General features: G+C 50.5%; 26 protein-coding genes and 1 tRNA gene. 8 read left to right on the top strand and 19 right to left on the bottom strand.

Annotated features, from left to right (window positions below):
- Positions 1 to 167 precede the first annotated feature (167 nt).
- The 17 genes from bcp to ACCI49_RS11095 form a co-directional block, all read right to left on the bottom strand.
- A complete protein-coding gene (gene bcp / locus ACCI49_RS11175; protein WP_371839041.1) occupies positions 168 to 644 on the bottom strand; it encodes a thioredoxin-dependent thiol peroxidase in 477 nt (158 codons plus the stop codon).
- Positions 645 to 727: 83 nt separating this feature from the next.
- A complete protein-coding gene (locus tag ACCI49_RS11170) occupies positions 728 to 1249 on the bottom strand; it encodes a DUF2244 domain-containing protein (RefSeq protein ID WP_371839040.1) in 522 nt (173 codons plus the stop codon).
- Between the two features lie 180 nt (positions 1250 to 1429).
- The gene (locus ACCI49_RS11165) at positions 1430 to 2410 is read right to left on the bottom strand and encodes a malate dehydrogenase (RefSeq protein WP_371839039.1); all 981 of its coding nucleotides are present in this window, start codon (positions 2408 to 2410) and stop codon (positions 1430 to 1432) included.
- 132 nt (positions 2411 to 2542) lie between these two features.
- Positions 2543 to 3169 (bottom strand): dUTP diphosphatase, encoded by a 627-nt coding sequence (locus ACCI49_RS11160; RefSeq protein WP_371839038.1) that lies wholly within the window; start codon positions 3167 to 3169, stop codon positions 2543 to 2545.
- A gap of 27 nt (positions 3170 to 3196) precedes the next feature.
- Positions 3197 to 3973 (bottom strand): TatD family hydrolase, encoded by a 777-nt coding sequence (locus ACCI49_RS11155; protein WP_371839037.1) that lies wholly within the window; start codon positions 3971 to 3973, stop codon positions 3197 to 3199.
- A 7-nt stretch (positions 3974 to 3980) separates the two neighbouring features.
- Positions 3981 to 4334 (bottom strand): PilZ domain-containing protein, encoded by a 354-nt coding sequence (locus ACCI49_RS11150; protein WP_371839036.1) that lies wholly within the window; start codon positions 4332 to 4334, stop codon positions 3981 to 3983.
- A gap of 128 nt (positions 4335 to 4462) precedes the next feature.
- Positions 4463 to 5485, bottom strand: coding sequence for a DNA polymerase III subunit delta' (locus ACCI49_RS11145; protein ID WP_371839035.1), 1023 nt, complete (start codon positions 5483 to 5485; stop codon positions 4463 to 4465).
- Positions 5486 to 5572: 87 nt separating this feature from the next.
- Complete coding sequence (gene tmk, locus ACCI49_RS11140) at positions 5573 to 6193, bottom strand: dTMP kinase (RefSeq protein ID WP_371839034.1); 621 nt, start codon at positions 6191 to 6193, stop codon at positions 5573 to 5575.
- Positions 6194 to 6198: 5 nt separating this feature from the next.
- The gene (gene mltG, locus ACCI49_RS11135) at positions 6199 to 7260 is read right to left on the bottom strand and encodes an endolytic transglycosylase MltG (RefSeq protein WP_371839033.1); all 1062 of its coding nucleotides are present in this window, start codon (positions 7258 to 7260) and stop codon (positions 6199 to 6201) included.
- On the bottom strand, positions 7257 to 8027 hold the full coding sequence (locus tag ACCI49_RS11130) for an aminotransferase class IV (protein ID WP_371839032.1): 771 nt from the start codon (positions 8025 to 8027) through the stop codon (positions 7257 to 7259). Before ACCI49_RS11130 ends, mltG begins: the two co-directional genes overlap by 4 nt.
- A gap of 47 nt (positions 8028 to 8074) precedes the next feature.
- Positions 8075 to 9316, bottom strand: a complete 1242-nt coding sequence (fabF, locus tag ACCI49_RS11125) for a beta-ketoacyl-ACP synthase II (RefSeq protein WP_371839031.1) — start codon at positions 9314 to 9316, stop codon at positions 8075 to 8077.
- A gap of 189 nt (positions 9317 to 9505) precedes the next feature.
- A complete protein-coding gene (gene acpP, locus ACCI49_RS11120) occupies positions 9506 to 9742 on the bottom strand; it encodes an acyl carrier protein (RefSeq protein WP_020415205.1) in 237 nt (78 codons plus the stop codon).
- A gap of 225 nt (positions 9743 to 9967) precedes the next feature.
- Positions 9968 to 10723, bottom strand: coding sequence for a 3-oxoacyl-ACP reductase FabG (gene fabG, locus ACCI49_RS11115; RefSeq protein WP_371839030.1), 756 nt, complete (start codon positions 10721 to 10723; stop codon positions 9968 to 9970).
- A gap of 46 nt (positions 10724 to 10769) precedes the next feature.
- Positions 10770 to 11714, bottom strand: coding sequence for an ACP S-malonyltransferase (gene fabD, locus ACCI49_RS11110; protein WP_371839029.1), 945 nt, complete (start codon positions 11712 to 11714; stop codon positions 10770 to 10772).
- 53 nt (positions 11715 to 11767) lie between these two features.
- On the bottom strand, positions 11768 to 12814 hold the full coding sequence (gene plsX, locus ACCI49_RS11105; RefSeq protein WP_371839028.1) for a phosphate acyltransferase PlsX: 1047 nt from the start codon (positions 12812 to 12814) through the stop codon (positions 11768 to 11770).
- Between the two features lie 3 nt (positions 12815 to 12817).
- On the bottom strand, positions 12818 to 13012 hold the full coding sequence (rpmF, locus tag ACCI49_RS11100; RefSeq protein ID WP_020415201.1) for a 50S ribosomal protein L32: 195 nt from the start codon (positions 13010 to 13012) through the stop codon (positions 12818 to 12820).
- Between the two features lie 74 nt (positions 13013 to 13086).
- Positions 13087 to 13629 (bottom strand): YceD family protein, encoded by a 543-nt coding sequence (locus ACCI49_RS11095; RefSeq protein WP_371839027.1) that lies wholly within the window; start codon positions 13627 to 13629, stop codon positions 13087 to 13089.
- A gap of 107 nt (positions 13630 to 13736) precedes the next feature.
- Between ACCI49_RS11095 and ACCI49_RS11090 the strand changes: the two genes are divergently transcribed.
- The gene (locus ACCI49_RS11090) at positions 13737 to 14351 is read left to right on the top strand and encodes a Maf family protein (protein ID WP_371839026.1); all 615 of its coding nucleotides are present in this window, start codon (positions 13737 to 13739) and stop codon (positions 14349 to 14351) included.
- On the opposite strand, the gene ACCI49_RS11085 is transcribed toward ACCI49_RS11090, so the two are convergent.
- The gene (locus ACCI49_RS11085; protein WP_371839025.1) at positions 14326 to 14970 is read right to left on the bottom strand and encodes an HAD-IA family hydrolase; all 645 of its coding nucleotides are present in this window, start codon (positions 14968 to 14970) and stop codon (positions 14326 to 14328) included. The genes ACCI49_RS11090 and ACCI49_RS11085 overlap by 26 nt on opposite strands.
- Positions 14971 to 14974: 4 nt before the next feature.
- Positions 14975 to 15979: a 23S rRNA pseudouridine(955/2504/2580) synthase RluC gene (gene rluC / locus ACCI49_RS11080; RefSeq protein ID WP_371839024.1), complete on the bottom strand. Its 1005-nt coding sequence runs from the start codon at positions 15977 to 15979 to the stop codon at positions 14975 to 14977.
- On the opposite strand from rluC, the gene ACCI49_RS11075 reads away from it, so the two are divergent.
- From ACCI49_RS11075 to ACCI49_RS11045, 7 genes are all read left to right on the top strand, one after another.
- The gene (locus tag ACCI49_RS11075; RefSeq protein ID WP_371839023.1) at positions 15978 to 16157 is read left to right on the top strand and encodes a hypothetical protein; all 180 of its coding nucleotides are present in this window, start codon (positions 15978 to 15980) and stop codon (positions 16155 to 16157) included. The genes rluC and ACCI49_RS11075 overlap by 2 nt on opposite strands.
- A 624-nt stretch (positions 16158 to 16781) precedes the next feature.
- Entirely contained in the window at positions 16782 to 19811 is a 3030-nt protein-coding gene (locus ACCI49_RS11070) for an Rne/Rng family ribonuclease (protein ID WP_371839022.1), read from the top strand.
- 166 nt (positions 19812 to 19977) lie between these two features.
- Positions 19978 to 20065, top strand: a tRNA-Ser gene (locus ACCI49_RS11065).
- 208 nt (positions 20066 to 20273) lie between these two features.
- A complete protein-coding gene (locus ACCI49_RS11060; RefSeq protein ID WP_371839021.1) occupies positions 20274 to 20792 on the top strand; it encodes a hypothetical protein in 519 nt (172 codons plus the stop codon).
- Entirely contained in the window at positions 20792 to 21007 is a 216-nt protein-coding gene (locus tag ACCI49_RS11055; protein ID WP_371839020.1) for a hypothetical protein, read from the top strand. Before ACCI49_RS11060 ends, ACCI49_RS11055 begins: the two co-directional genes overlap by 1 nt.
- Before the next feature lie 1361 nt (positions 21008 to 22368).
- Positions 22369 to 23685, top strand: coding sequence for an AAA family ATPase (locus ACCI49_RS11050; RefSeq protein WP_371839019.1), 1317 nt, complete (start codon positions 22369 to 22371; stop codon positions 23683 to 23685).
- Between the two features lies 1 nt (position 23686).
- Positions 23687 to 24556 carry a hypothetical protein gene (locus ACCI49_RS11045; protein ID WP_371839018.1) on the top strand — a complete coding sequence of 290 codons (870 nt, stop codon included), beginning with the start codon at positions 23687 to 23689 and terminating at the stop codon, positions 24554 to 24556.
- Positions 24557 to 24774 lie beyond the last annotated feature (218 nt).

Raw genomic sequence — 24774 nt, 5'->3', positions numbered from 1 at the left:
ATAGACCAAGAATTGAGAATGCAAGGGGCGACAGTGGTTTTTTTCATCTTATTGTGCTGTATGGGGCAGAAATACATGGCTGCGGTGCTCGCTTTCTCTACCCAACGCCCAAAAACGGGGCCTGGAGACAGCCTACATGTCCACCAGGCCGTCACCTATCCGAGTAACTAACCTAGGTTTTCCTCAATCCAACTGAGCACATCCTCGCTGTGTGTCTTGGTTTTGACCTTATCGATGATGTGACGCAGACGGCCGCTCTTATCAATGATAAAAGTAGTTCTGATCAACCCCATGTATTCCTTGCCCATAAACTTCTTCAGGCCCCAGCAGCCATACTTATCTGCAATCTTGTGATCTTCATCAGACAAAAGGTCAAAATTCAGTTCGTGCTTTTCAATAAAGCGCTGCAATTTGGCTTCGGGATCCGGGCTGACTCCAAGTACTACGGTACCAACGTTTTTATAATCACTTTTACTATCGCGGATTCCGCAGGCCTGAGTAGTACATCCCGGTGTCAACGCCTTAGGGTAGAAATAGAGTACAACGTTACTTTTGTCACGAAAGTCCTTAAGAGAAACCTTCTCGCCACTTTGGTTTGTAAGGGTAAAAACCGGCGCCAAATTGCCAATCTTAGGAAAAGCCATAAGAAATCCCCTCGGGAGTTTTTTTCAAATAATGTGGGGATTATATCGAAAAGTGCTTAATGGGATGCCACCCAGTGGAGAAATCAAAACTGGCGCAAGTGAAACTCCTGCTCTTTACGTGCGGCAATACCAATCCGTCCGAGCTTCTTCACCAACTCAGCCTTCTCTGCATCTGTGAGGAATTCTCCAACCTCCAGGCAGCCCTCAGGCCCACTGAAGCTGACCTTGGCCGGCTCAGCCGAACTGGCTCCCATACGCACCAGGAGAGCCAATTTATCGCGGGAAAACTCGCGATGGTAAACACTCTGCTGCCTAAAACCCTTACAGCAGTCAAATACCACCTGCTTATCATTGATCCGTATCACCTGGCGACGGGTTCCCTCCATACACACATAGGCAAATAACACCGCCAGCAGCAAGATCTCCAGACCAGCAAATGGCAGGATCATCCAGGCGCCGGCAAAAGCGAAAGCCAGGCTGATACCCAAGGAAACTGCGACTAGAGAGAAAAATACCCATAAGTTGCCAGAAACCGAAAGAGATTGGTTTGGCTGCAAGAGAATACAGGCGCAGCGGGAGGAGTGGCGGCCGACTTCTGTGACCATGGCAACAAGTTCCGGCAAATACTTACAATCAGTGTAGTGCCAGTGTTATCAGCCCACATTCTCAGGGCGACCCGATGGTTCAACCCTGTGTGCCGTAAAGGATCAACGTAAAAAGCCCGCACTATTATGCGGGCTTTCTTGATTCGACCAACCTGTCGACAGGCTGATCAACCAATACGCTTATGGCAGCAGGTGCGCTACTGCATCGCGCTCTTCCGCCAGCTCCTGCTCAGTGGCAGTCATTTTCTCACGGGAGAAATTGTTGATCTCTACTCCTTGTACGATTTTCCAGTCACCATCTTTACAGGTGCAAGGGAAGGAGTAGATCAGGCCTTCCTGAATGCCGTAGGAACCATCGCTGTATACAGCCATGCTGGTCCAGTCGCCTTCAGCAGTGCCCAGCGCCCAATCGCGCATATGATCGATAGCCGCATTAGCGGCAGATGCCGCAGAAGACGCACCACGCGCTTTAATGATAGCTGCGCCACGCTGTTGCACAGTCGGAATAAAGTCGTTTTCGTACCAATCCTGCTCCACTTTATCCATAGCCGGAGTGCCAGAAACTTTAACCTGGTGCAAGTCCGGATACTGGGTGGAGGAATGGTTGCCCCAGATAGTCATGTGGGAAATATCATTAACGCTGGACTCAGTCTTATTGGCCAGCTGAGACAGGGCGCGGTTGTGGTCCAGGCGGGTCATGGCGGTAAAGTTACGCGGATCCAGGTCTGGTGCATTGCGTTGGGCAATCAAAGCATTGGTGTTAGCGGGGTTGCCGACAACCAGTACCTTTACATTGCGCGAGGCAACATCGTTCAGGGCCTTGCCCTGTGCAGAGAAGATGGCAGCGTTAGCTTCCAGAAGGTCCTTACGCTCCATGCCCGGCCCGCGGGGGCGCGCGCCAACGAGTAGAGCGTAGTCAGCATCTTTAAATGCGACAGTAGCATCATCGCTCTGAACGATACCCGACAGCAGCGGGAAAGCGCAGTCTTCGAGCTCCATGGCTACGCCTTTCAGCGCCTCCAGCGCCGGAGTAATTTCCAGCAGCTGCAGAATAACCGGTTGATCTTTACCCAGCATTTCACCGGAAGCGATACGGAACAGCAACGAATAGCTGATCTGACCGGCGGCGCCGGTAACAGCAACACGAACAGGTGCTTTCACGATAGTTCTCCTCGTTTGTAAGCGGCCGCATTATAGGGCCTCGTGTGCAAATTTCACCTCAAGCAATAGAATTACCAGCTCAATTTCTTCGACGAAATTCTTCATCGTTAAGCCGGCGCGTTTAAAGAACGATTATGCCAGTGCAATTTCCCGATAACGCTCTTGCAGAGAGCGATACACCTGATCAATGTAATCCACTGCTGAGGCGTCGAGCTGTCCGGCAATTTCTGCCAGGTGTTCATTATCTTCTCGACCAGTCCAATTTTTTACATAAGTACCGTCTTTATAACCGTTATCCTGACGGAAACGGTTGAGTACATTTTTACCGACATAACGCTGGTACAGTTCAGCAAAGGACATTTCGACATCGGCAAGTAATTGCGCAAAACCGACCAAATCAAACTGCTTGCTGGCCAGGGTGTTGAGTGTGAAAGATTCGAGGTTCTCGCGGAAATCTCCCGGCGTTCGCTGCTCCACTTTCAGTTCACCCAGCATGGTTGCGGCCACTTTTTCTGGTGATCCCTGCTGCAGCTCCAAGCTAAGACCAAAGTGCCAAATATCTACCAGCTCAAGTTTTACCTGATTCATTTCCGGCTGCTGTTTTTTCCACCACTTCCACCCGTAGTGGTCCAGCAGCTCGGCACTTTCCACCCAGATAGCGCGATACCAAGCAAAATTCTGGGCCCGCCAATTTTCATTGACTACTGTATTAATTTCATCCTGCAGAGTCAGCATGACCTGCAATTGCTGCTTCATCATTCGGGTACTTCCTATCGTGGGAACAGGCTAGGCTGCCCGTGGGAATAATCTGAAAAAGTTTTCTGTGGTAATTTCAGCCAACTTTTCGTAAGGGATACCGCGTAACTCGGCGATAAACTCCGCCACTTCACGCACATAAGCTGGAATATTGGCCTTACCCCGATAAGGGACTGGCGCTAAATAAGGTGAATCGGTCTCCACCAGTAGGCGATCAAGAGGCAGTTTGCGCGCTACATCCCGCAACTCCTCAGCATTCTTAAAAGTGACAATACCGGACAGGGATATATAGTAATTGAGATCCAAGGCGGACTTCGCCATCTCCCAACTTTCGGTAAAGCAATGCAAGACCCCAGCAGTTTCCAGGTTACCGTGTGTACGGATGAGCTCAATTGTGTCTTTACGTGCATCGCGGGTATGCACGATCACCGGTAATTCTGCGCGCCCAGCGGCTTGCAGATGAGCAATAAAGCTCTGCTGCTGAATCTCTTTGGTTTCCGTGCTGTAGTAATAGTCGAGACCGGTCTCGCCCAACGCCACTACATTGGGCCGCTCAGCCATTGTGATCAATTCATCGACACCGGCCAAGCCGGACTCCACATCTAGCGGATGAATGCCTATCGAGCAGACAACATCCTGATAGCGGGCTGCAATTCCAACAACCGCATCAGCATTTTTAAGGCTAATGCCAACACAAAGGAACTTACCGACACCTCGGCTACGAGCCAGATCAAGCACCGCATCGAGATCGCCATCAAATTTATCGAGCTTTAATCTGTCCAGATGACAGTGGGAGTCTACGAGCATGTGTGGGTTACAACGTGTGAGTGGGTCGGCTGGACTCAAGTGTGCCAGCCAAATAAGTTTCTATCTTATTTTGAGCGATATTGTCTTTATCGCCAAATTGAACGCCGATTCCCGGGGTGCGATTGCCCTGGGCTCCATTTGGAGTAATCCAAATTACCTTGCCAGCGACTGGTAGCTTCTCCGGCTCATCCATCAGGCTCAATAGCAGGAACACTTCATCGCCAAGACTGTAAGATTTATCCGTACTGATAAACAAGCCACCATTCTTCACAAAGGGCATATAAGCCGCATAGAGAACTGATTTGTCCTGAATCTTCAGCGATAGGATGCCATTACGGGCACCGCCTCCCATGGCTTTCATGATCAACCTCAATGTTCTTTAATGATGCGCTAACTTATCTGAGCGTACTGATTCTGTCCAGAAATAGCGCTTTTCCGTCTTTTTCGCGCCTTTAGCTGTAAATTCGTGTCCTGGCTTAAGAGCAATAGCTAAACAGCAAAGAGCCTGGCCCAGCGAATCATCAACTCCTCAAGCAGCAAGCGACGGTTCGGATTCGCTCCACTCACCAGCCCCTTGCGCGCTTGTAACAAGTGATCGTAGAAACTGAACAATGGGCGCAGACTTTCCTCGCCTACTCCAGGCAGCCGCTGTAACAATGCCATCAGCTGTGTATCACCAGTTAAGTCACAGCTGCGTAGCTGGGCCATTTGCGTAATCCACTGCTGCCAAAATTGCAGAAGTTGCTCCAAGCTCGTTTGCTCAGAGGGTGCCTCCCAATGCTCAGCTGCCCTAACCACACTGGTACTTCCCTCAGCTACGCTGGTGAGCTCCCGCAGGAACTGTTCACGCACCTCGCACAAATCCGGCTCTGCCAGTTCAGCCGCCAACAATGGAGCGCCGCCTGATAGGATCAAGGCCCGTCGAGCCAACTGCTCATCCAGGCCATGATTGCGTAGCCATTGCAGGGCCACTTCCTCAGGAGGGGAAGGAAAGGTAACCGACTGACAGCGGCTACGGATTGTCGGTAACAGCCCTGCCGGAGAATCACTAATCAGCAAAAAAATCACCGATGCTGCGGGCTCTTCAAGGTTCTTTAGCAAGGCGTTGGCCGCATTGATATTCATCGCTTCTGCCGGTGCCAACCAAACTAGCCGGGCTCCACCACGACCGCTGGTACGGGAGACAAAATCACCCAGTTGGCGAATTTGCGCCACTTTCAGTGGCGAACCGGCCTTCTCCGGCTCCACTCGCAGGAAATCGGGGTGGGAACCCGCCTGCCACAGGCGACAGTCCTTACAGCTGCCGCAAGCCTGCCCATTTCGCGGCTGCTCGCACAGCACCAGAGCTGAAAAAGCTTCTGCAAAAGCACGCTTGCCCAGACCTGCCTGCCCGGCCAGCAATAGAGCATGGGGGCAACGCCCCGCCCGCCACTGCGCACACAGGCGCTGCCACTGCAGAGTTTGCCAGGGCATTAACTCGGGGATAGGAAAATGTTCAATAGTTTCAGGCACTGACAATCGCCAAATTTGTAATCCTAAAAAATATGCTCGAAATGACACGCTCTGATACCACCAAAATCAGTGCGGACAACCGAATCACTACAGCAGACGTTCCAGCTCCTGGCCAAGATCCCGCTGGACCCGCTCCAGGGATTGGCTGGCATCGACAATGGCATAGCGGGATGGCGAAGCTCCGGCACGCTCGCGATAGGCATTGCGCACCCGATGGAAGAAGGCCAGGTGTTCACTTTCGAAACGGTCGGCAGCGCCCGTGCGCGCTGCCCGTTCGAGGCCAATCTCGGGGTCAAGATCCAAAAGCAATACTTTGTCGGGGCGCAGCTCCCCTTGTACTGTTTTTTCAAGCTGCTCAATCAGCGACCTATCGAGCTGGCGGCCGCCGCCTTGGTAAGCATAAGTGGCATCCGTAAAACGATCGCAAATTACCCACTCACCACGCTCGAGTGCCGGCACAATGACCTGGACCAAGTGCTGGGCACGGGCAGCAAATACCATCAGTAACTCAGCGGTCGAGTCCACAGGCTCATCCCGCTTAGCCAAGAGTAATTCCCGCAATTGCTCAGCCAATGGTGTACCACCGGGCTCACGGGTTTGAATAAACGGGATGTTATGATCTGTTAACCACTGGGTGATAAATTTCAGGTTGGTAGACTTACCAACGCCCTCGCCCCCCTCCAGGGTTATAAATTTTCCACGCGACACGATTTCTAATTTCCTTTTGCCGGACTGGATCGGTAATCCGCCCGTCGCTTCAACTGGTACTCTCGCACTGCACGATTGTGCTCTGTAAGCGTTGCCGAAAAATGATGGGAGCCATCCCCCTTCCCCACAAAGTAAAGGCTCTTGCCCGGTTTTGGATTCAACGCAGCCCTAATAGCCGCACGTCCAGGCAAAGCGATCGGTGTCGGAGGGAGTCCATCAATGACATAGGTATTGTACGGAGTTGACTGGCGCAAATGCGCTCGAGTGAGATTGCCATCGTAATCCTCACCCAACCCATAGATTACGGTGGGGTCCGTCTGCAACCTCATTCCCTTGTGCAAGCGACGAACAAAAACACCTGCAATTTCACCGCGCTCTGAGGGCTGTCCAGTTTCCTTTTCTATCAACGAGGCCATAATCAGTGCCTCATAGGGGGATTTGTAAGGAAGTCCATCCCCCTTGGCCCGCCACTCCTCTTCCAGAACCTGCTGCATCCGCTCATAAGCTTCACGCAGGAGTTCAATGTCGGTAGTGCCGGAGCGGTACACATAAGTATCCGGGAAAATCCACCCCTCCACAGCACCCTCGTCCAACCCCAGCGCTTTCGCTGCAGCGCCGACCGTTCTGCCCGCTTCAGATTTTACAATTTTCTGCCCGGCCCTAATTTTTTGTAGTGCCTGCTGAAATGTCCACCCCTCCACCAAAGTCACCCTGTAACTGGTGACCTCACCGCGATTCAAGCGCGCAATCAGGTCCATAGCTGTGCTGCCTTGGGGCACTAAGTATTCTCCGGAGTGAATATCAGTCTTACCTTCCCAATAGGCATAGGCCAGAACCAAACGCGGCCAGTTGATTATTCCATCGCGTCCCAACTGCCTAAGCGTTTTCGAGAGGCTGCCACCCTTCTCTACCTGCAACTGCAAACCACTTTCCTGTAGCTGCAGTGGTGTCGCCAAGGCTGTTTGCAAGACCCACACGGATGCCGCCGCTATCATGCATGCCAGTAGAACGCCTGCAAAGAGGAACTTCCACAAATTTCCGAGGATACCCACCCGCTTCTTCTTCACCACAATGCTTCCACGATCAACTGCTGTAACCTCCGTGCATCAGGCCCTATCGACCAGCTTTTATAGCCAACAATTTCAACAACAGGTATAACTCCACGAACACTGTTGCATAGGACCACTTCATCCGCCTCACAGAGTGCCTGGATATTCATTTCCCGTGCCTGCCACTGGATATGACCAGAAAGCCACTCCAGCATGACACCACGAACACCACACCTGCTCAAATCTGGAGTCGCCCAGGTGCTTCCAAATCGTGCCAATAGGTTGCAGCGCAGGCTTTCGATCACTCGACCCGAGCTATCAAGTATCAAGCCATCGACACGCTCACCATCCGGCAGTTCGGCTCTCGCCGCATTATATCGACTGCGATCCAAAAATTTGCAGCCCAAGTTCTTACTTTCTGATGCTGGCAACTTAGTACGGCACAGGTATAAACGAACTCCAAACTCCACTTCAGGTGCCTTTAACAGGGGCAAGAAAGCCAAGTCCCAGCACTGCTCTCCATTAACAAATCCTGCACGAAGCCGTGCAATAGCCGCATTTTGGCTACATTTGGAAGCCAATTTTTTAATAGAGCGATCAATTTCAGAAAGAAGCGACTCGCTTAGGGTGGAGCTGCGCTCCAGTCGGGATCTGTGCAATGGCCACAATGGCAGACCTCCATTGTGACAGCGCATGGTTTCGAGGATTCCATTTGCATAATCACTATCGGCAATTAGCTGGGTAGCAGGTCGCCCCTGAAAATAGAAGTGAGGCAATTTAAGCATGCTCTCCTCGAAGCGGGAGTTGCCCGCCTCTACGACGGGCAGAAGGATCAGACTCGCTTAAAGATCAAAGACCCATTAGTGCCACCAAACCCGAAAGAGTTGGAAAGTACTGAATCAATGGTCATTGACTGCGCTTCCTGGGGTACCAGGTTAATGCCGGCACAAGCTTCATCAGAATCATATAGATTGATTGTCGGCGGAGCCACTTGGTCGCGTATCGCCATCACAGAAAAAACGGCTTCAATCGCACCGGCGGCACCCAGAAGGTGGCCGGTCATCGATTTGGTCGAACTAACCGCCAGATTTTCTGTGGCGCCAGCAAAGATCTTGTGTACCGCCTGAATCTCGGCTTTGTCGCCCAGAGGGGTAGAGGTACCATGGGCATTGATATATTGGATATCGTCTGCGTTCATACCGGCATCCTTCAGCGCATTCTCCATAGATAACGCCGCTCCCGCGCCATCTTCTGGTGGCGATGTCATATGGTAGGCATCACCACTCATACCAAAGCCAGATAACTCAGCATAGATAGTTGCCCCGCGCGATATTGCGTGTTCGTACTCTTCCAGTACCAGTACCGCAGCCCCTTCACCCAGGACAAAACCATCCCGGCCTTTATCCCACGGGCGGCTCGCTGTCTGCGGATCATCGTTTCGCGTGGAGAGCGCACGCGCGGCACAAAAACCACCAAGCCCGACAGGCGTGGAGACCATTTCGGCACCACCACACACCATAACATCGGCGTCGCCATATTGAATTGTGCGCATACCAAGACCCAATGCATGGGTTCCGGTCGTACAGGCGGTGGTTACCGCAAGGTTTGGCCCTCGCAAACCATATTTAATCGATAAGTTTCCGGCTACCATATTGATAATCGCGCCCGGCACAAAGAAGGGCGACACACGGCGAGGCCCCTTCTCGGCAATCAACATCGCATTGTCTTCGATGGCCATAATGCCACCCATTCCGGAGCCGATACAGGTGCCCATGCGCGGCGCACCCTCTTCACTCACCTCCAGGCCACTGTCCTGCATCGCCTGGATGCCCGCTATTAAGCCATATTGCAGAAACGTATCCATCTTGCGCGCATCTTTTGCGGGCATATACGGAGTGGGATCAAAATCTTTTACCGTAGCGGCAAAGCGGGTTGAGAAAGCTGAAACATCAAATGTTTCAATCGGAGCCGCTCCGCTAGCCCCCTTGAGAATGCCAGACCAAGTCTCTTCTACGGTGTTACCCAGTGGGCTGACTACGCCCATTCCAGTTACAACAACTCTTCTGTGCGACACTGCGGTCCCCCCGAAACTCTTACAGCCGCTGCATTCCCTCAGCACGATGAGGAAAACACCATTCGGTCAGCGGTCAAAATTCCATAGTGCTAATAAAAAGAGAGCCGCGCTATGTAACATAGAACGGCTCTCGAAATCGCTTGGCCACGTACAGAATAAACTGCTCGCGCCTAAACTACCCAGCAGGAATTAACCAAGGTTGTCCTTGATATAATCCATTGCCAGCTGAACAGTAGTGATTTTCTCAGCTTCTTCATCGGGGATTTCGGTTTCGAATTCCTCTTCCAAAGCCATTACTAACTCAACTGTGTCGAGTGAGTCCGCGCCCAGATCTTCAACAAAAGAGGCTTCAGGCTTAACGTCTTCTTCCTTCACGCCCAGTTGTTCAGCAACGATCTTTTTAACGCGCTCTTCAATGCTGCTCATGATTCAATTTAACTCCTAGTGGGTAAAAATCTGTTTTTAGTCGCTATTGTTATTCCACCAATCCAATTAATGGTGATAACGACCGGCTCACACAGCTTTTGGATAATTCAGAGGCCATTGTACCCCAAGTTCCTGGGGATGTAATGCACGGCCCTGCACCTCCATCAGCAAATATCTAAATATCCTAAAAATCAATGACTTCCAGAGATATTTTTTAGGAACACATCAGCTCATATACATGCCGCCATTGACATGGATTGTCTCACCGGTGACATAGCCACCAGCATCACTCGCCAAAAAGGCTACTACGGAGGCAATCTCTTCGGGCTGACCGAGTCGACCCAGGGGGATCTTGCCAAGCAGCGCCTCGCGCTGAGCTTCAGGCAGAACTTTAGTCATATCGGTATCGATAAAACCAGGTGCAACAGTATTTACGGTAATTCCTCGGGAACCGATTTCCGCAGCCAGGGAGCGTGCAAATCCAGCAACACCAGCCTTGGTAGCCGCATAGTTACTCTGACCTGCGTTCCCCATACTACCAACTACAGAGCTGATATTGATAATCCGCCCCCAGCGGGCCTTGGTCATATCCCGCAGACACGCTTTGGTCATACGGTAAACTGCGGACAAATTTGTCTCAACAACCGAATCCCACTCATCATCCTTCATGCGCATCAACAGGTTGTCTTTAGTGATTCCCGCATTATTTACCAGGATGATGGGTACGCCAAACTCACTTTTTATAGCTGAATGCAACTCAACAATACTTTCAACGTTGGTAACATCAAGCACCATACCGGCTCCCTTGATGCCCTTCTCAGCAAAGCGTGCGCTAATCTTCTCGGCGCCGCCCTCGCTGGTGGCGGTGCCAACCACTGTGGCGCCCTGCCCACCCAGCATATCTGCAATGGCCGCACCAATTCCGCGGCTAGCACCAGTAACTAGGGCTACTTTGCCCTCGAGGGAAATATTCAAACTCATATTTGCTTTATCCTTATTCGGCTAATAGCCGTCGCTCTCGGGCGACTTAAACCGCAGTAGATCTTAGCGCTTCATTAAAGCTGCCGGGATTATCGATGCTGTGGCAAGTAACACTGCGATCAATCCGCTTGGTCAATCCAGCCAGTACTTTACCAGGGCCACACTCAACCAATTGCGTAGCTCCGTCGGTAATAATCTTCTTGGTACAAGCAGTCCAGCGCACGGGGCGGTAGATCTGCTCTATCATAAGTGCCTTTATCGCCGCCGGATCTGATTCAGGCTCCGCATGCACATTATGCACAACGGGAATATCAGGTGCGTTAAATTCCGCCGCCTCAATCTGCGGGGCCAGCTTCTCTGCTGCAGGGCGCATCAACTCTGTATGGAATGGTGCACTCACCGGCAGTGGCATAGCCTTCTTGGCACCGGCAGCTTTACAGGCTTCGATCGCACGTGCAACTGCGGCGCTGTTACCGGCGATAACAATCTGCCCCGGGGAGTTGTAGTTCACAGCAGCAACCACCTCTCCGTCAGCTGCGCTGGCGCAAGCGGCCTCGACAACCCCATCTTCAAGGCCAATGACCGCCGCCATCGCACCGGTACCCACAGGAACGGCTTCCTGCATCAGGCGACCGCGCTCGCGCACCAGGTGAACGGCATCTCTAAAGGCCAGCACACCGGAACACACCAGAGCGGACCACTCTCCGAGGCTATGTCCGGCCATGCGCGCGGGCAGGGCCCCACCTCGGGCACGCCAAAGGCGGTACAGGGCAACACTGGAGGTCAAAAGAAGAGGCTGTGTGCGCTGGGTAAGATTAATCGCCTCCTGCTCGCCGTTCTGGCAAAGATCCCAAAGGTCGTAACCCAGGACTTCCGAAGCTTCGGCAAAGGTGGCTTGGATCTCGGAGGCCTCCTGAGCAATCTCGGAGAGCATACCGACCTTCTGAGATCCCTGCCCCGGAAAGACAAATGCAAGCGCGGCATTGGTCATAAGATATCCTTAAACCTATTTGGCAAATTTCAGTAGGAGGGGGAACGTACTTCCTACCCCATTTCCTTTGAGTTTCGCTCGCCAGTTTGCGCCATGGCGGCATCGACTCTGGCAGCCAGGTTGGCATCAGCACACTCTTTCGCTGTCACCATTGCCCGGTAAAACGCCTCACTGCTGGCTCCTCCGTGACTCTTAATCACGTTGCCCTTCACCCCTACAAAGCTGGCGCCATTATAGCGGGCAGGCTCCACCTGTGTACGCCATTTTCGCAACAGCTTTATGGCTAACTGGCCAAAATAACGCTTAAAACACCCCTTCTTCTCAATGGTGAACGCTTTTTGACCCATTAGTCGAATCACCCCTTCGGCGGACTTCATCGCCACATTACCCATCAGACCATCACAAACAACGACATCGACAGAGCCAGTAAATATGTCGTGCCCTTCCACAAAGCCCACATAGTTGATCTCCGGGTCCGCCTCCAGTAACTCTGCAGCCCGGCGAATCTCAGCAGTCCCTTTGTGAGCCTCAGAGCCAATATTCAGCAAAGCAACCTCAATGCTCTCGCGAGGGATAGCCGTATGAATGTACTGGGCCTCAATACCCATACGCGCAAACTGCAACAAGTCTTCCGCAGTGCAGCCAACATTCGCACCGAGGTCCAAAAGATAGCAGGAGCCGTGACCGGAAGGGACCGATTTACCCAGCGCCGGCTTTCGAACGCCATCAATATTACCCAGGATGCTGCGGCTCAGAGCTAATAGCGCGCCGGTATTTCCCGAGGTAACCATAGCCTGGGCATCGCCATCGGCAACCGCCTTCAAGGCTTCCGCCATAGTGGAATTGCGCTTGCGCCGCACGGCCTGCAACGGATTACATTCTTGCGTAACAACTTGAGTGCAATCGACTATTTCGAGGCGGTCAGAAAATCGGGGGCTGTAAAACTCCAGGACCAGAGTCTCAAGCTGTGCGCGAGGGCCAAATAACTTCAACTGCGCATTAGGGAAATTTCGCAGAAATCTAACACAGGCCGGAACGACAGAGCGGGGACCTAAGTCCCCGCCCATAGCATCCACGGCCAATCGCAATTGGCTGGACAAGGCTTACTCTTCTTCGGAGCCGCCGCCGATTTCGATCACCTTGCGACCACGGTAGAAACCGTCTTTGGTCACGTGGTGACGACGATGCTTCTCACCGGTAGTCGGATCTACGGAAAGAGTTGCACCAGCACCCAGGGCATCGTGAGAGCGGCGCATACCGCGACGGGAACGAGTCTTCTTGTTTTGTTGAACAGCCATTGCTAGCTCCTAAAATAAACAAATTTCACTGGAACCGGGGCGCCTACCGGCGAGCCCAAACTCCCCGAACAAATCTAGGATTTACCCGAAGAACCCTTCAACTGCTCCAGCACTTTAAAGGGGTTTTCTCGTTGCTCACCTGCCTCCGTCTCCACTTCACCAATATGGAAGCTCTCCCTGGAGACACATTCCTTATCGTGGTAAGCGACCATCGGCAAGTTGAGCAAAATCTCATCTTCAAGAATCTGGTGCAGGTCTAGCTCATCACTTTCCTGGATCACCGGATCCAGATCTTTGGGAAGGGCCTTGCCCTGTTCCTCAGACCAAACGACACCCCAGCAAAACTGTGCTTCAATCTGCTCGCGCACTGGGTGCAGGCAGCGCTGACACAGCAACTCAACAGTACACGACACTTTGCCGCTTACGGTGAGATGACCTTGCAGATCGCGCCCAAATTGCAATTCAGACACAATCTCCCCATTCACAGATTCCACAGCTGTACGCAGTCGATCCAGTGATTCCAACGGCAAAACACCGTCCAAATACTGTTCGCGCTGCACCAATTTCCGAGCATCAACGCTCTTCGGCAATACTGATTTTGAGGGGGCTATCGACATAAGCGCGCAATTCTATGGACTCACCCTACCCTTGTCAAAACAATTAAGGCACTGCAGTATCGCCCAGTCACAAACTTCGACCAGTCAACTACGGAAACGTCCCTGGAATGGCCCTTTCACTGATACTAGCCTCAAGCTCTCCCTACCGCAGAACACTACTAAAGCAATTGCGCCTTCCCTTTAGGCACTTTGCTCCTCATATAAATGAAGAAGCGAAGCCCAGGGAAAGTGCCAGCGCGCTGGCGCTGAGATTGGCAGAGGAAAAGGCCTGCGCTCTGGCGCCAGCCAATCCACAATCTCTGATTATCGGTTCTGATCAGGTAGCTGAGTGCAATGGCCGCATTTTGGGCAAACCTGGCAACCGCGAAGGGGCCATCGCCCAGCTGCGCGCCTGCTCAGGCAGTAAGATTACCTTCTTTACCGGCTTATCCGTATTCAATAGTGCGACCAAGAAACATCTGAGCTCCGTAGAAACCTTTACCGTCTACTTCCGCCAACTCAGTATTGAGCAAATAGAACGGTATGTGGAATTGGAGGAGCCCTACGACTGCGCCGGCTCATTTAAAGTGGAGGGGCTGGGGATTACCCTCTTTGAAAAACTGGAGGGCTCAGACATCAACACTCTGGTGGGCCTCCCCCTGATTCGCCTGGTAGATTTCCTTGGTGAATTCGGCATCAGCCCACTAGCACCAGCAACTAGGGAACCAAAGGCGGCCAGCTAAGCAGGCCTGAGAACTCATCAATTATGGCCTTGGGCCGACATTCCTGCAGCCTGGTAGGGCAATGGGCGCCATAACTAACACCGATGGACGGCATCTCAATAGCCGCTGCCATGTCCAAATCGTAAACCGTATCACCAACCATGACAGCTTCCTCAGCCTTATGGCAGGTTTCAGACAGCAACTCGTTTAGCATCAGTGGATCAGGCTTGGAGGCAGTCTCATCGGCACAGCGGCTGGCGACAAACAGGTGTCCCACCCCATGCTCTTGAAACTCACGATTGAGGCCCCGCCGACTCTTACCGGTTGCCACTGCCAACTGATGCCCAGCACAAAGCAGCCGGTCGAGGGTATCCAGCACCCCATCAAAGAGTGGCAGCGGCTCAACCCGAGCGGCCATCCACTCTTCAGAGTAGAGCTGACGCAAGGCCTGCTTATCCTCACTTGCAGCTTCCGGGAATAGCGTCGCCACTGCCTCCGGCAGGCCAAGCCCGATAATATTGCTTACCGCCTCAGGTGCCAGGACCGGTAGCCCCACCCGATCTGCAGCGCGCAACATACAAGCGACAATGCGCGACTCCGAGTTACAAACCGTGCCATCCCAATCGAAAATCACCAACATACAACTAGCAGACCTGCTCTTTACGCAATTTCTTCAGTAGCGCCTCAAGTTCACTGGGCAGGGGCGCATCAACATGTACCTTTTCACCGCTGGGGAGTGTACAGCGCACCGACGCGGAATGGAGAAACAGGCGCTTCAGGCCACGGGTGCGAAACTCTCGGTTTACTTCATCCGAGGTGTACTTGCTATCTCCAGCCAAGGGGCAACCTACAAACTGTGCGTGAACCCGGATCTGGTGGGTACGCCCGGTAACAGGCACCGCCGAAACCAAAGTGGCGACCTTAAAACGCTCCAGCAGCTGAAAGCGTGTCTCTGAGGGCTTACCCTCAGGGTGTACTGACACCATACGCTCTCCACTTTTTAGGGTGTTTTTACGCAAGGGAGCCTCAACCAGACGCCGACCACGAGGCCACTTGCCCGCGGCCAAGGCCAAGTATGACTTGCCTATCTGGCCATTGCGCAGCTCTGACTGCACATGCTGTAAAACGGCGCGCTTTCGTGCCACCATAATGGCGCCACTAGTATCTCGGTCTAGACGGTGTACCAACTCTATAAAGCGGCTCTGAGGATACATCTGCCGCAGTACCTCGATCAGGCCGAGACGCACACCACTACCACCATGTACCGCGAGGCCCGCCGGCTTGTTGATCACCATCAATCCATTGTTATCGTACAGTATGGATTCTTTCACCAATTGGCGCAGCTGCTCTCCTGCAACCGGAGCCGACACCTGCTCAGCCGCACGAACTGGCGGCACACGCACCACATCACCCGCCACCAACTTGTATTCTGCCTTTACTCGTCCTTTATTTACTCTTACCTCCCCCTTACGCAGGATTCGGTAGATTCTTGAACGAGGCACACCCTTGAGGCGCGCTTGCAAAAAGTTGTCAATTCTCTGACCGGCCAGCTCATCTGGCACAGTTAAAAACTGTACGCCGCCAGAAGGGTCCCAGGCATCGGAGGGGGTATCGGCCGCAGCCGCTTTAAGGGGAGGTATACTTCGCATGACGCGCATCATAGCGCCGCAGGAGGGACAATTGAAGCACCCTCCTGGCCGTGTTATATTCGACCGGCCTGAATTCTGCTGGTTTTCGGCCACTGGCAACTTCCCACATGAAGAGATAGCCGTGGTCTCTGAGAAAATACCGCTGTTCGGCCGGTGCGCGGAAATGCCGCGTTATTGATAGAAACTTAGCTGATGAGCGCCTCCCAAAAATGAAAAGCTTATGGGGGCCTCAACGGCAAAACAGCCCACAATTTCAGTGGGTAAATATCGCGAAGGTAAGACGGGCCGTGACCCGCAGCGCTTGAAAGGACGACTCATAACCTGCGTCCCGCTCTGTAGAAAATAGTGCCAGCGACCGCACTGGCAACCTGGGTATTCCAGCTTCCGTATACCCAGTCAACATAATATAGGAAACATATATCGGCCAAAAGCCGAGCTACAGAGCCAGAACTGTTGACGCAGACCTTGCCGCCCAGCTAGAAACTGACCGAAGGGTGGCGCCCAACCTTGCCATGGAAGCCTATGGCACAGGTACAGGGCAGTACTAACAAAAGGTACTTAAGGAACAAAGGTACTATTCAGTACCAGCGGATAGCAGCACAGCGACGCTTATCCGGAGTTTTTGCAGTGAGAACAGCGGGTCAAACACCCATCTCAAAATGCCGCGTAGATCGAATTTGCGGCGGAGATAGTGCCCCCCAATTCCCTGCCCCGCTACCCGGTCCTCTCCGGTAGGCGGCCGACAAGCAAGCCTGCGTTTAGCGGTGTCATACCTTTGCGCAACGCAAGGAAAACGACACGCATGAAAAGAATGCTAATCAACGCAACCCAACCTGAGGAATTGCGTGTAGCCCTGGTGGACGGCCAGTGGCTATATGACCTGGATATTGAAAATCGCACGCGTCAGCAAAAAAAAGCCAACATTTACAAAGGCAAGATCACCCGCGTAGAACCCTCTCTCGAAGCCGCATTCGTTGACTATGGCGAAGAGCGCCACGGCTTCCTCCCCCTGAAAGAAATTTCCCGCGAATACTTTCTCAAACAGCCCAAAGACATTGAAGGCCGCATCAAGATCAAAGATGTCGTCAAAGAAGGCATGGAAGTTATTGTTCAGGTGGACAAGGAAGAGCGCGGCAACAAAGGCGCAGCCCTGACCACCTTCGTCAGCCTTGCCGGGCGCTACCTGGTACTGATGCCAAACAATCCCCGCGCCGGCGGCATCTCCCGTCGTATTGAAGGTGACGAGCGCTCAGAACTGCGCGATGCACTAGCCAGCGTTGAGGTACCTTCCGGCATGGGCATTATTGTGCGCACCGCCGGCGTTGGCCGCAGCGGCGAAGAACTGCAATGGGACCTCAACTATCTGTTGAAATTATGGGTCGCCATAAAAGAAGAAGCCGATACTTCGAAGGCACCACATTTCCTCTTCCAGGAAAGCAACGTCATCATCCGTGCCATTCGCGATTACATGCGTGACGATATCGGCGAAGTGATCGTCGATGACAAAGGTGCCTTCGAGCTGGCTGCAGAATTTGCCCGCCAGGTAATGCCGCACTATGCCAACAAGGTAAAGTACTACGAAGATGCCATTCCGCTCTTCAACCGCTACCAAATCGAGAGCCAGATCGAGACTGCCTTCGAACGTGAAGTAAAACTACCTTCCGGCGGTTCTATCGTGATCGATGTCACTGAGGCATTAGTTTCCATCGATATTAACTCCTCCCGCGCTACCAAGGGTGGAGACATCGAGGAAACAGCCCGCAGCATCAACCTGGAAGCAGCAGACGAAATCGCCCGCCAGTTACGCCTGCGTGATATGGGCGGCCTGGTTGTGATCGACTTTATTGATATGCAGAGCAAATCCAACCAGCGCGAAGTTGAAAAGCGCATGGAAAAAGCGCTCAGCATGGACCGCGCCCGAGTACAGGTAGGCCGCATCTCCCGTTTCGGACTACTGGAAATGTCGCGCCAACGCCTGCGCCCCTCCCTTGGTGAAACCACTTTCCGCGTCTGCCCCCGCTGTAGCGGCCAGGGCACTATTCGCGGCACCAAATCCCTAGCCCTCTCCATCCTCCGCCTGGTTGAGGAAGAGGCCAAGAAAGAGCGTAGCGCAGAGATTCGCGCCATCACCCCGGTGAATGTCGCCACCTACCTGCTCAACGAAAAGCGCAAGACCATCTCTCAGATCGAATCCCGCAACAAGACCCGTGTGGTTGTTGTTCCCAATGCGGATATCGAAACCCCGCACTTTGAAGTGCAGCGCTTGCGTGATGACGACACCGCCACCCTGGAAACCTCTTACAAGATTTCCGGCACCGTGGAAGAAACCATCACCAAAAAAGATGAAAAGCCTCAGCGCACCCCGGCCCAACCTGCCGTACAACAGATTGCCCACACCGCTCCGGCTCCCACCCCGGAAAAGAAAGCGGAGCCCAGCCTGTTCAACCGATTGATAACTGCGATTAGCTCCTTCTTCAAGAATGAAGAGGAAGAGCCCAAGAAACACCAGAAATCGAAAAACCGCGGCAAGGATTACCAGCGCGACCGCAATCGCAGCCGCAACCAACGAGGTGGTCGTGGCAGCCGCAGTGGTCGTCCTACACGCCGCAAGGATGATCGCCGCGATGATTCCAAGCGCGAAGATCAACGTGAGGACAGACAGCAGGCCAAGCAGTTCGAAGAGCGCGAAGCTGGAGCTGAGCGCAGTGAAGGCCAGCGCCGTCGCCGCCGTCGCCGCAGTGGTGATAACCGCCGCAGGGACGACAATCGCAATATCGTAGCTGAGAGCGAGAGCACCAGAGAATCCATTGAGCAAGCAGGGGAAGGCGGTGAGCAGCGCCCAGCGCGTCGCCCAAGTAATGTTCGCGGTCGCCCACAGGCCCGCCGCCGCGGTCGACGCACTGAAAATACTGCAGCAGCTGCCGTAGCTCAAAGCCAGGAAGAGCTGAATCGCGAAGTCAATGAAGCTATTGACGAAGCGGAGAGCGAAGCAAGGCAGTCTCGTGATACCGCCGCAGAGAGCCGTAGCGAAGCGCCCAAGCGCAGAAGTGAACGCAGAGAGCAAACGCATGCAAAATCCGCCCAGGCAGAACAAGCCAAACCGGCTATAGAAGTTCCTGCAAGTACACCAAAGGCCGTAAAAGCTGAAACCTTGGCGGAAGCACCCCGGGAAACCAAGCCTGCCGAGCCCTATGCAGCTTTTACTGCAAAAGCGGAAAAAGCCTTCGCCCCCACAAAGGAAGCGGTCCCGACACCAGCAGAAGCCAGAAGGCAACCAGCACCTGCAACAGCGGAAAAACCCACAGCTAAAGCTGCAACCGAAGAGGCACCCACTGCTTTCCAAGCTCAGGCGAAAGTGGAAAGCGAAGCAAAAACTCCGGCAAGTGAAAAGCCGGCAGCGCTTACAGTGGAAACCCCAACCTCAACGGAAGTTACCCAGGCTGAACCGGAAGATTCCGAGGAAATCGCACTGACCGAAGCCCATGAGGTTGCAGAAGTTTTGGAGCAGCAGGATGAAGCAGCTGGAGCTGCCGCTCAGGTAGAAGTTGTAGCCGCAGAAGCTGAGGCTTCCGAACAGATTGCCACGCCCGCTACTCAAGGCCGCGCAAGTAACGACCCGCGCATCAACCCCAAGCCACTGCTCGAGTTGGCTATTGTGACTGAGCGCCGCCAGCTAGGCTCCCAGCAACCGTTGGATACCGCCCAACCCGCAGCGATATCCCACAGTCCTCGCTCACTATCGCGCCCAGCCAACGACCCTCGGATGGCTCGCCTGGCAGCCCAGGAAGTTACTGACGCGGACAACGACCGCAACTCAGCAGAAGCCGGCTAAGCGCGGCCACCAAAGCCGCCAACCCCTCCGGGATTGGCGGCTTTTTTATGCCCGACGTATTTGTCGAGGTTGGTCAATAAATCACCTAACCTATTGAACTACTTAAAAAAAATCACAATGGCGCTTGTATGTAGCACGAAGCTATGTATAATGCGCAGCACAATTTGGTGGGGTGGCTGAGTGGTCGAAAGCGGCGGTCTTGAAAACCGTTGACTGTAACAGGTCCCAGGGTTCGAATCCCTGCCCCACCGCCATATAAAGTCTTGTAAATCATAGACTTACAAGCATCGAAGGGCGGTACCAATTTCCTTGGTATCGCCCTTTTTCGTTTACGTCTCAACAAAGTCTCAACGCAAAAATATCTCTTACTGCCAGGGAGGCGGGAAGTGCATGCCTTCATGGCGCCGGTACCCTTCTCCAAGCTGAAAGAAAAAGCAGAAAGCCATTTGAAAAGGAGTTTATATGGCAGCCTATAAGCTGAGCATGCGCGAGGAACTAGAGCGCAGGTATACCGAACTCAGACGGCAATCGATCCAAATGGCCAATGAGGCACTGGATCTACCGGATACCCGCCTTGCACTTGTCGATAGCGCCTCCTACACGGCTTTCCGGCATTGGGAGAATCATCCCAACCGGAAGGTTGATTGGGACTGGCCTTCTTCCTGGATAAGCTGGAAACTCAAGTTCCCTAAACGATTTGAATCTGCTACTTGGGCTGGGAACCGTCTAGTAGGCTTCGCTATGGGGCGCCCAACATATCACGCTACAGGGCTAAGGCTGGACTACATCGAGAAATCACCAGAAGCTGGGGAACCACATTTAGACCTAACCTATTTGGCCCTATACGCCTATGCCACTCTTCTCGGCGCTACGCATGTGAAAATCATGCACCCCATAAATAGTGATGTCCGAGATTACTATGAACACAAAGGGTTCCAATACGACCCAAAAAGCGACAGCTGTATCCGGAGAATTATTTGATGAAGGACAAAATCAAAGACTTCAATACTGCTCATGATGAGAAGCTCAAAGGGCTTTCCAAAGAAGAACGAGCAAAAGCTGGGCTAAAGAAGCTGGCTCAACAAATGAGAGCTGAGAAAGGCAAAATCAAAGAGCCTGAAGGCCTGGCGTCCGGCAAAAGTGACAAAGACGGAAAAATGATCATTGATCTTGATAAGGACCATGACGATGAGTAACAAGCCGCTAACCGACAAAGAAAAACAGTTCACTGTTCTGCCTAATGAAGCAGACCCTAAGAGTTCTTACACAAAGGCAAAGAAAGCAATCTCCAAGGCATTAGCTGAGGTAAAGAAAGGTAAGGGCACAAGATAACTGCCTGAACAATGCTGCCATTACAAATCAAGCCAGAGCGCGCCAGCCCTAGCTACAAAGATGCTCCTGTCGCCCTCTTCCCTTGTAGCCTGTACCAGTATTCTGAGGTTCTGATCAGTGAAAAATCTGTTCAAAGCACTTCAAAACCTTTCACTTTGTGAAATCCCTAATAGCCCTAGAGCCCGCACCAGATCACGGCTCCGCCCAATTCTCAATTTCACCAACCAAAAGAGTGCCCAAAATCGGCAGGCGTGGGGAGGAGTGACCGGCGCCCCTTTTTACAGTACGTTTTATGAGCAAACCTGTTTGAATGCCTAAATATAAGCGAAACCTAGCGTAAAATTGCTTGGCAGTTAGCTCTAACATGCTTTGAAGAATTTTGAAATTTGATAAACACATGACTGTAGCCTGTCACAAGTTTCGGGGCAGACCTATAAAGTGATAAGATTCCATAGAAGAGATTAAGCAGCTTTCGACACCCACCAATAAAGACTAGAAGGAGCTAGTTATGCATATCTTGGCAAAGTTACTAGTAGTAACTACAAGCTTTATACTTTTATTTGGCTGCGAAAAAAAAAGTCTACCCAACTGTTAACAATCTCATAGAGATTGGAAAGTGACCGACTCAAAATTATGGAAGCTAAAAATTCCAACAGCGGTGTCCTGATTGTTGCTGGTGAACCTTCAAAGCGCTTATGTGAAATTATTGCTTTTGACACAACTCTAGAAGAAGGAATTAGCATCAATTCTATAGCGTCCAGAAAAAAGCTAGAGGCTAACTGCATATGAAATAGCATTCATCATGAACAAACCAGAGAACTCCATACATCTGTAGCTCTTAATATAAATAAGACAGCCACTATTGACCTACAACTTACAGATAATAAAAGAAGGACTTATTTAGCTTTCACTTTAGTATGAGAAAAATTCAGCCCGACAATAAGCCGCCGATATAATCGGACAAGATTTACGATACATTAGGGTTGAAAAAGTATTTGGACATGAAAGATACAAAATCAAAGAAAATCTAGATAATCACTCTGAATGTAATCATTTACGATGGTGGATTCCGGGTGCAAAAACTGAAAACTACTCCAACTAATAGTACAATGATCTTAACTAGCTTCACACCGAACCTGTGAATTTACACGAAGAAAACCTAGATACTTTTACTGCGAACACCAGCAAGCCTCGATACAACTCATGTTATTTCATCCAGGAAAATATGATTAAACTCAAAAAATTAGTAATCAATGGACTTTTCGGCCACTTCAATCATGAAATAAAATTCAAGGAAGGTAACATAACAATAATTACAGCACCTAACGGATATGGGAAAACTATATGCCTTAAAATTTTAGACGCCATCTTCAATACAAAAATGGATTTTTTAAGTGAACTACAATTTTCATCAATAAAATTGTACTCATCAAACGGCGCAATCTTAATTGAAAAAAATGAAGAAGATTCCTCAAAATCTTTCACCATATACAAAGGCGAAACAAAAAATGACCAAGAAAATTATACCTACTCCCCTAAAGATGATAATTTCATCAACGATAAGATCTACTCCATTATTAGAGAAAAAGACTTACACTTAGGAAATGAACAAATACTAGAGTCACTTAAAAAAGACAAATTAAATGAAAGAGCCGATATTCTTGATGCTTATTTGAATTTTAAAATACATAAAAATCACCATATCGATATTGACATAACCCCAAAATGGCTTTCTATATTTAGAAGTAGCTTAAATGTCCACTTTATTCAAGATCAGAGACTAATTCAAAGAGACGACACCTCCAGCCATAAACAAGTTAAAAATAACTTTGTTAACACAATAGAAAAATACGCAGCTGAACTGGCAACACTAATTAAAGAATCCAGGGATGAATCAGGTCGCATATCTCAAAGGCTAGACAGCTCCTTCCCTCAAAGATTACTAGCAGAAAATCTCAGCTTAAGTATATCGAGCCCAGATACTCTAGAAAACGATCTGAAACATCTAAAAGAAAAAACAGCTAAATTAGTCTCCTATAATTTATTTGCTACAGAACACCACCCGCCCAACCCAGAAATCCCAACTAAAATAAAAGACGAAGATCGGAAAGCCCTCACCCTATACGTCAAGGACACTAAAGAAAAACTTTCTGCTTACGACGATATACATCGAAAAATAGAAATATTTTCAAGAATATTGAACAACAACAGATTATCATTCAAGAAAGTTAAGATTGCCCCTGATAGCGGATTCTATTTTTTAACTAAAGATGAAAGAAAATTAAAATTAACTCAACTTTCTTCAGGTGAACAGCATCAAGTTGTCCTCCTTTTTGAATTAATATTCAAAACCGAAGCGAATGTGCTTGTATTAATTGATGAACCAGAAATATCTTTACATGTCGCATGGCAAAAAGAATTCCTAAATGACTTAAAAGAAATAATTGAAATTCAAAATATGCCTGTAGTTATTGCAACACACTCACCACAAATTATAGGAGACAACTGGGATCTAACTATCAACCTGGGGAAGGATGACTGACGTGAGGAACTCCTTAGGCCCAATTGACAAAATAAATGAAATTCGCCTTTTATTTGATCACCCATTATATACGGATAAAGTAATATTCTTGGTTGAAGGAGGGTCAGACTTAAGGCTACTTAGGGATATCTACCCGGAGGATAAAGTTAAAATTTCAGACGTCAATGGCAAAAAAACTCTTTTACCTGTAATGGAAACTTTATTTGCTGAATTCCCAGAAAAAATCTTGGGTATTTGTGACGCTGACAACGAACACCTAATGGAAACGGCAGCCCCAAAAAGGGATTTTGGTGTTTTCATGACTGATTATCACGATTCGGAAATAATGATAATAAATTCACCCGCGCTCAATTCATTTATATCTGAATATTCGAATGAAAACATCCTAACAACCCTTCGTGAAAACTTGTTAAACACAGCTCTTGAGTCAGCTTATGTAATTGGCTTGCTGCGCTGGGCCAATATCGAACTTAATCTAAATATAAATTTTAAAAAATTGAGTCTACAGCCATTTACAACAGTAGACCAAACACATATCACAGTTGAACTTGACAAGCTATTTGACACACTTATACAAAGAAGTGATACCCTGAACTCAGACGTTAATAGTGAATACTTAAGACAAATTGTAACTGAATATGGCGATAGAGGAGCTTGTAGATTACAAGTTTGCTGCGGTCATGATGTCACCAACATCATATCTTTGATCTATAGACAAAGTCAGGTTTCACTGGATACCAACATGTCTAACCAAAAAGTTGAGTCCTCACTTAGACTTGCTTATCAGGATCACTATTTTCGAGAGACGGAGTTATACAGTTCGATTCTTGAACATATGGAAGGGTTAAATATTTTGCCAATAGCTGATTAAATAATTATTCGATAAATAAAATAACCATTTCCATTATGCCTTCATCGTTAAATTCTGCGAATTAATAATGAGGCATATTTCATTTCACAACCAGTGTGAGACTAGTGGTCCATGCGGAAAGTAATGTAACTAATGGAGAATTGTCCGTATAATGTATCTTCTATGCGTACACCTAAACCTTTTCAAGTTTCTGATAATGAAGCGTCCATTCTGAACGA

Origin of the sequence: Microbulbifer epialgicus, assembly GCF_041447265.1 — a bacterium.
In the GTDB taxonomy this organism is placed as follows: Bacteria; Pseudomonadota; Gammaproteobacteria; order Pseudomonadales; family Cellvibrionaceae; genus Microbulbifer; species Microbulbifer epialgicus.
Note: the sequence above shows the minus strand (reverse complement) of the source record. Positions and strands in the feature narration are given on the sequence as shown.

Coding starts and splice junctions, on each gene's coding strand:
- fabG (WP_371839030.1), bottom strand. CDS start 10,723: ATGAGTTTGAATATTTCCCTCGAGGGCAAAGTAGCCCTAGTTACTGGT.
- ACCI49_RS11050 (WP_371839019.1), top strand. CDS start 22,369: ATGATTAAACTCAAAAAATTAGTAATCAATGGACTTTTCGGCCACTTC.
- ACCI49_RS11130 (WP_371839032.1), bottom strand. CDS start 8,027: ATGCTTAAATTGCCTCACTTCTATTTTCAGGGGCGACCTGCTACCCAG.
- ACCI49_RS11060 (WP_371839021.1), top strand. CDS start 20,274: ATGGCAGCCTATAAGCTGAGCATGCGCGAGGAACTAGAGCGCAGGTAT.
- ACCI49_RS11085 (WP_371839025.1), bottom strand. CDS start 14,970: ATGTTGGTGATTTTCGATTGGGATGGCACGGTTTGTAACTCGGAGTCG.
- bcp (WP_371839041.1), bottom strand. CDS start 644: ATGGCTTTTCCTAAGATTGGCAATTTGGCGCCGGTTTTTACCCTTACA.
- ACCI49_RS11075 (WP_371839023.1), top strand. CDS start 15,978: ATGACGCGCATCATAGCGCCGCAGGAGGGACAATTGAAGCACCCTCCT.
- ACCI49_RS11150 (WP_371839036.1), bottom strand. CDS start 4,334: ATGAAAGCCATGGGAGGCGGTGCCCGTAATGGCATCCTATCGCTGAAG.
- rpmF (WP_020415201.1), bottom strand. CDS start 13,012: ATGGCTGTTCAACAAAACAAGAAGACTCGTTCCCGTCGCGGTATGCGC.
- ACCI49_RS11160 (WP_371839038.1), bottom strand. CDS start 3,169: ATGATGAAGCAGCAATTGCAGGTCATGCTGACTCTGCAGGATGAAATT.
- ACCI49_RS11055 (WP_371839020.1), top strand. CDS start 20,792: ATGAAGGACAAAATCAAAGACTTCAATACTGCTCATGATGAGAAGCTC.
- ACCI49_RS11155 (WP_371839037.1), bottom strand. CDS start 3,973: ATGCTCGTAGACTCCCACTGTCATCTGGACAGATTAAAGCTCGATAAA.
- fabD (WP_371839029.1), bottom strand. CDS start 11,714: ATGACCAATGCCGCGCTTGCATTTGTCTTTCCGGGGCAGGGATCTCAG.
- ACCI49_RS11070 (WP_371839022.1), top strand. CDS start 16,782: ATGAAAAGAATGCTAATCAACGCAACCCAACCTGAGGAATTGCGTGTA.
- rluC (WP_371839024.1), bottom strand. CDS start 15,979: ATGCGAAGTATACCTCCCCTTAAAGCGGCTGCGGCCGATACCCCCTCC.
- ACCI49_RS11095 (WP_371839027.1), bottom strand. CDS start 13,629: ATGTCGATAGCCCCCTCAAAATCAGTATTGCCGAAGAGCGTTGATGCT.
- ACCI49_RS11170 (WP_371839040.1), bottom strand. CDS start 1,249: ATGGTCACAGAAGTCGGCCGCCACTCCTCCCGCTGCGCCTGTATTCTC.
- ACCI49_RS11090 (WP_371839026.1), top strand. CDS start 13,737: ATGGCCCTTTCACTGATACTAGCCTCAAGCTCTCCCTACCGCAGAACA.
- acpP (WP_020415205.1), bottom strand. CDS start 9,742: ATGAGCAGCATTGAAGAGCGCGTTAAAAAGATCGTTGCTGAACAACTG.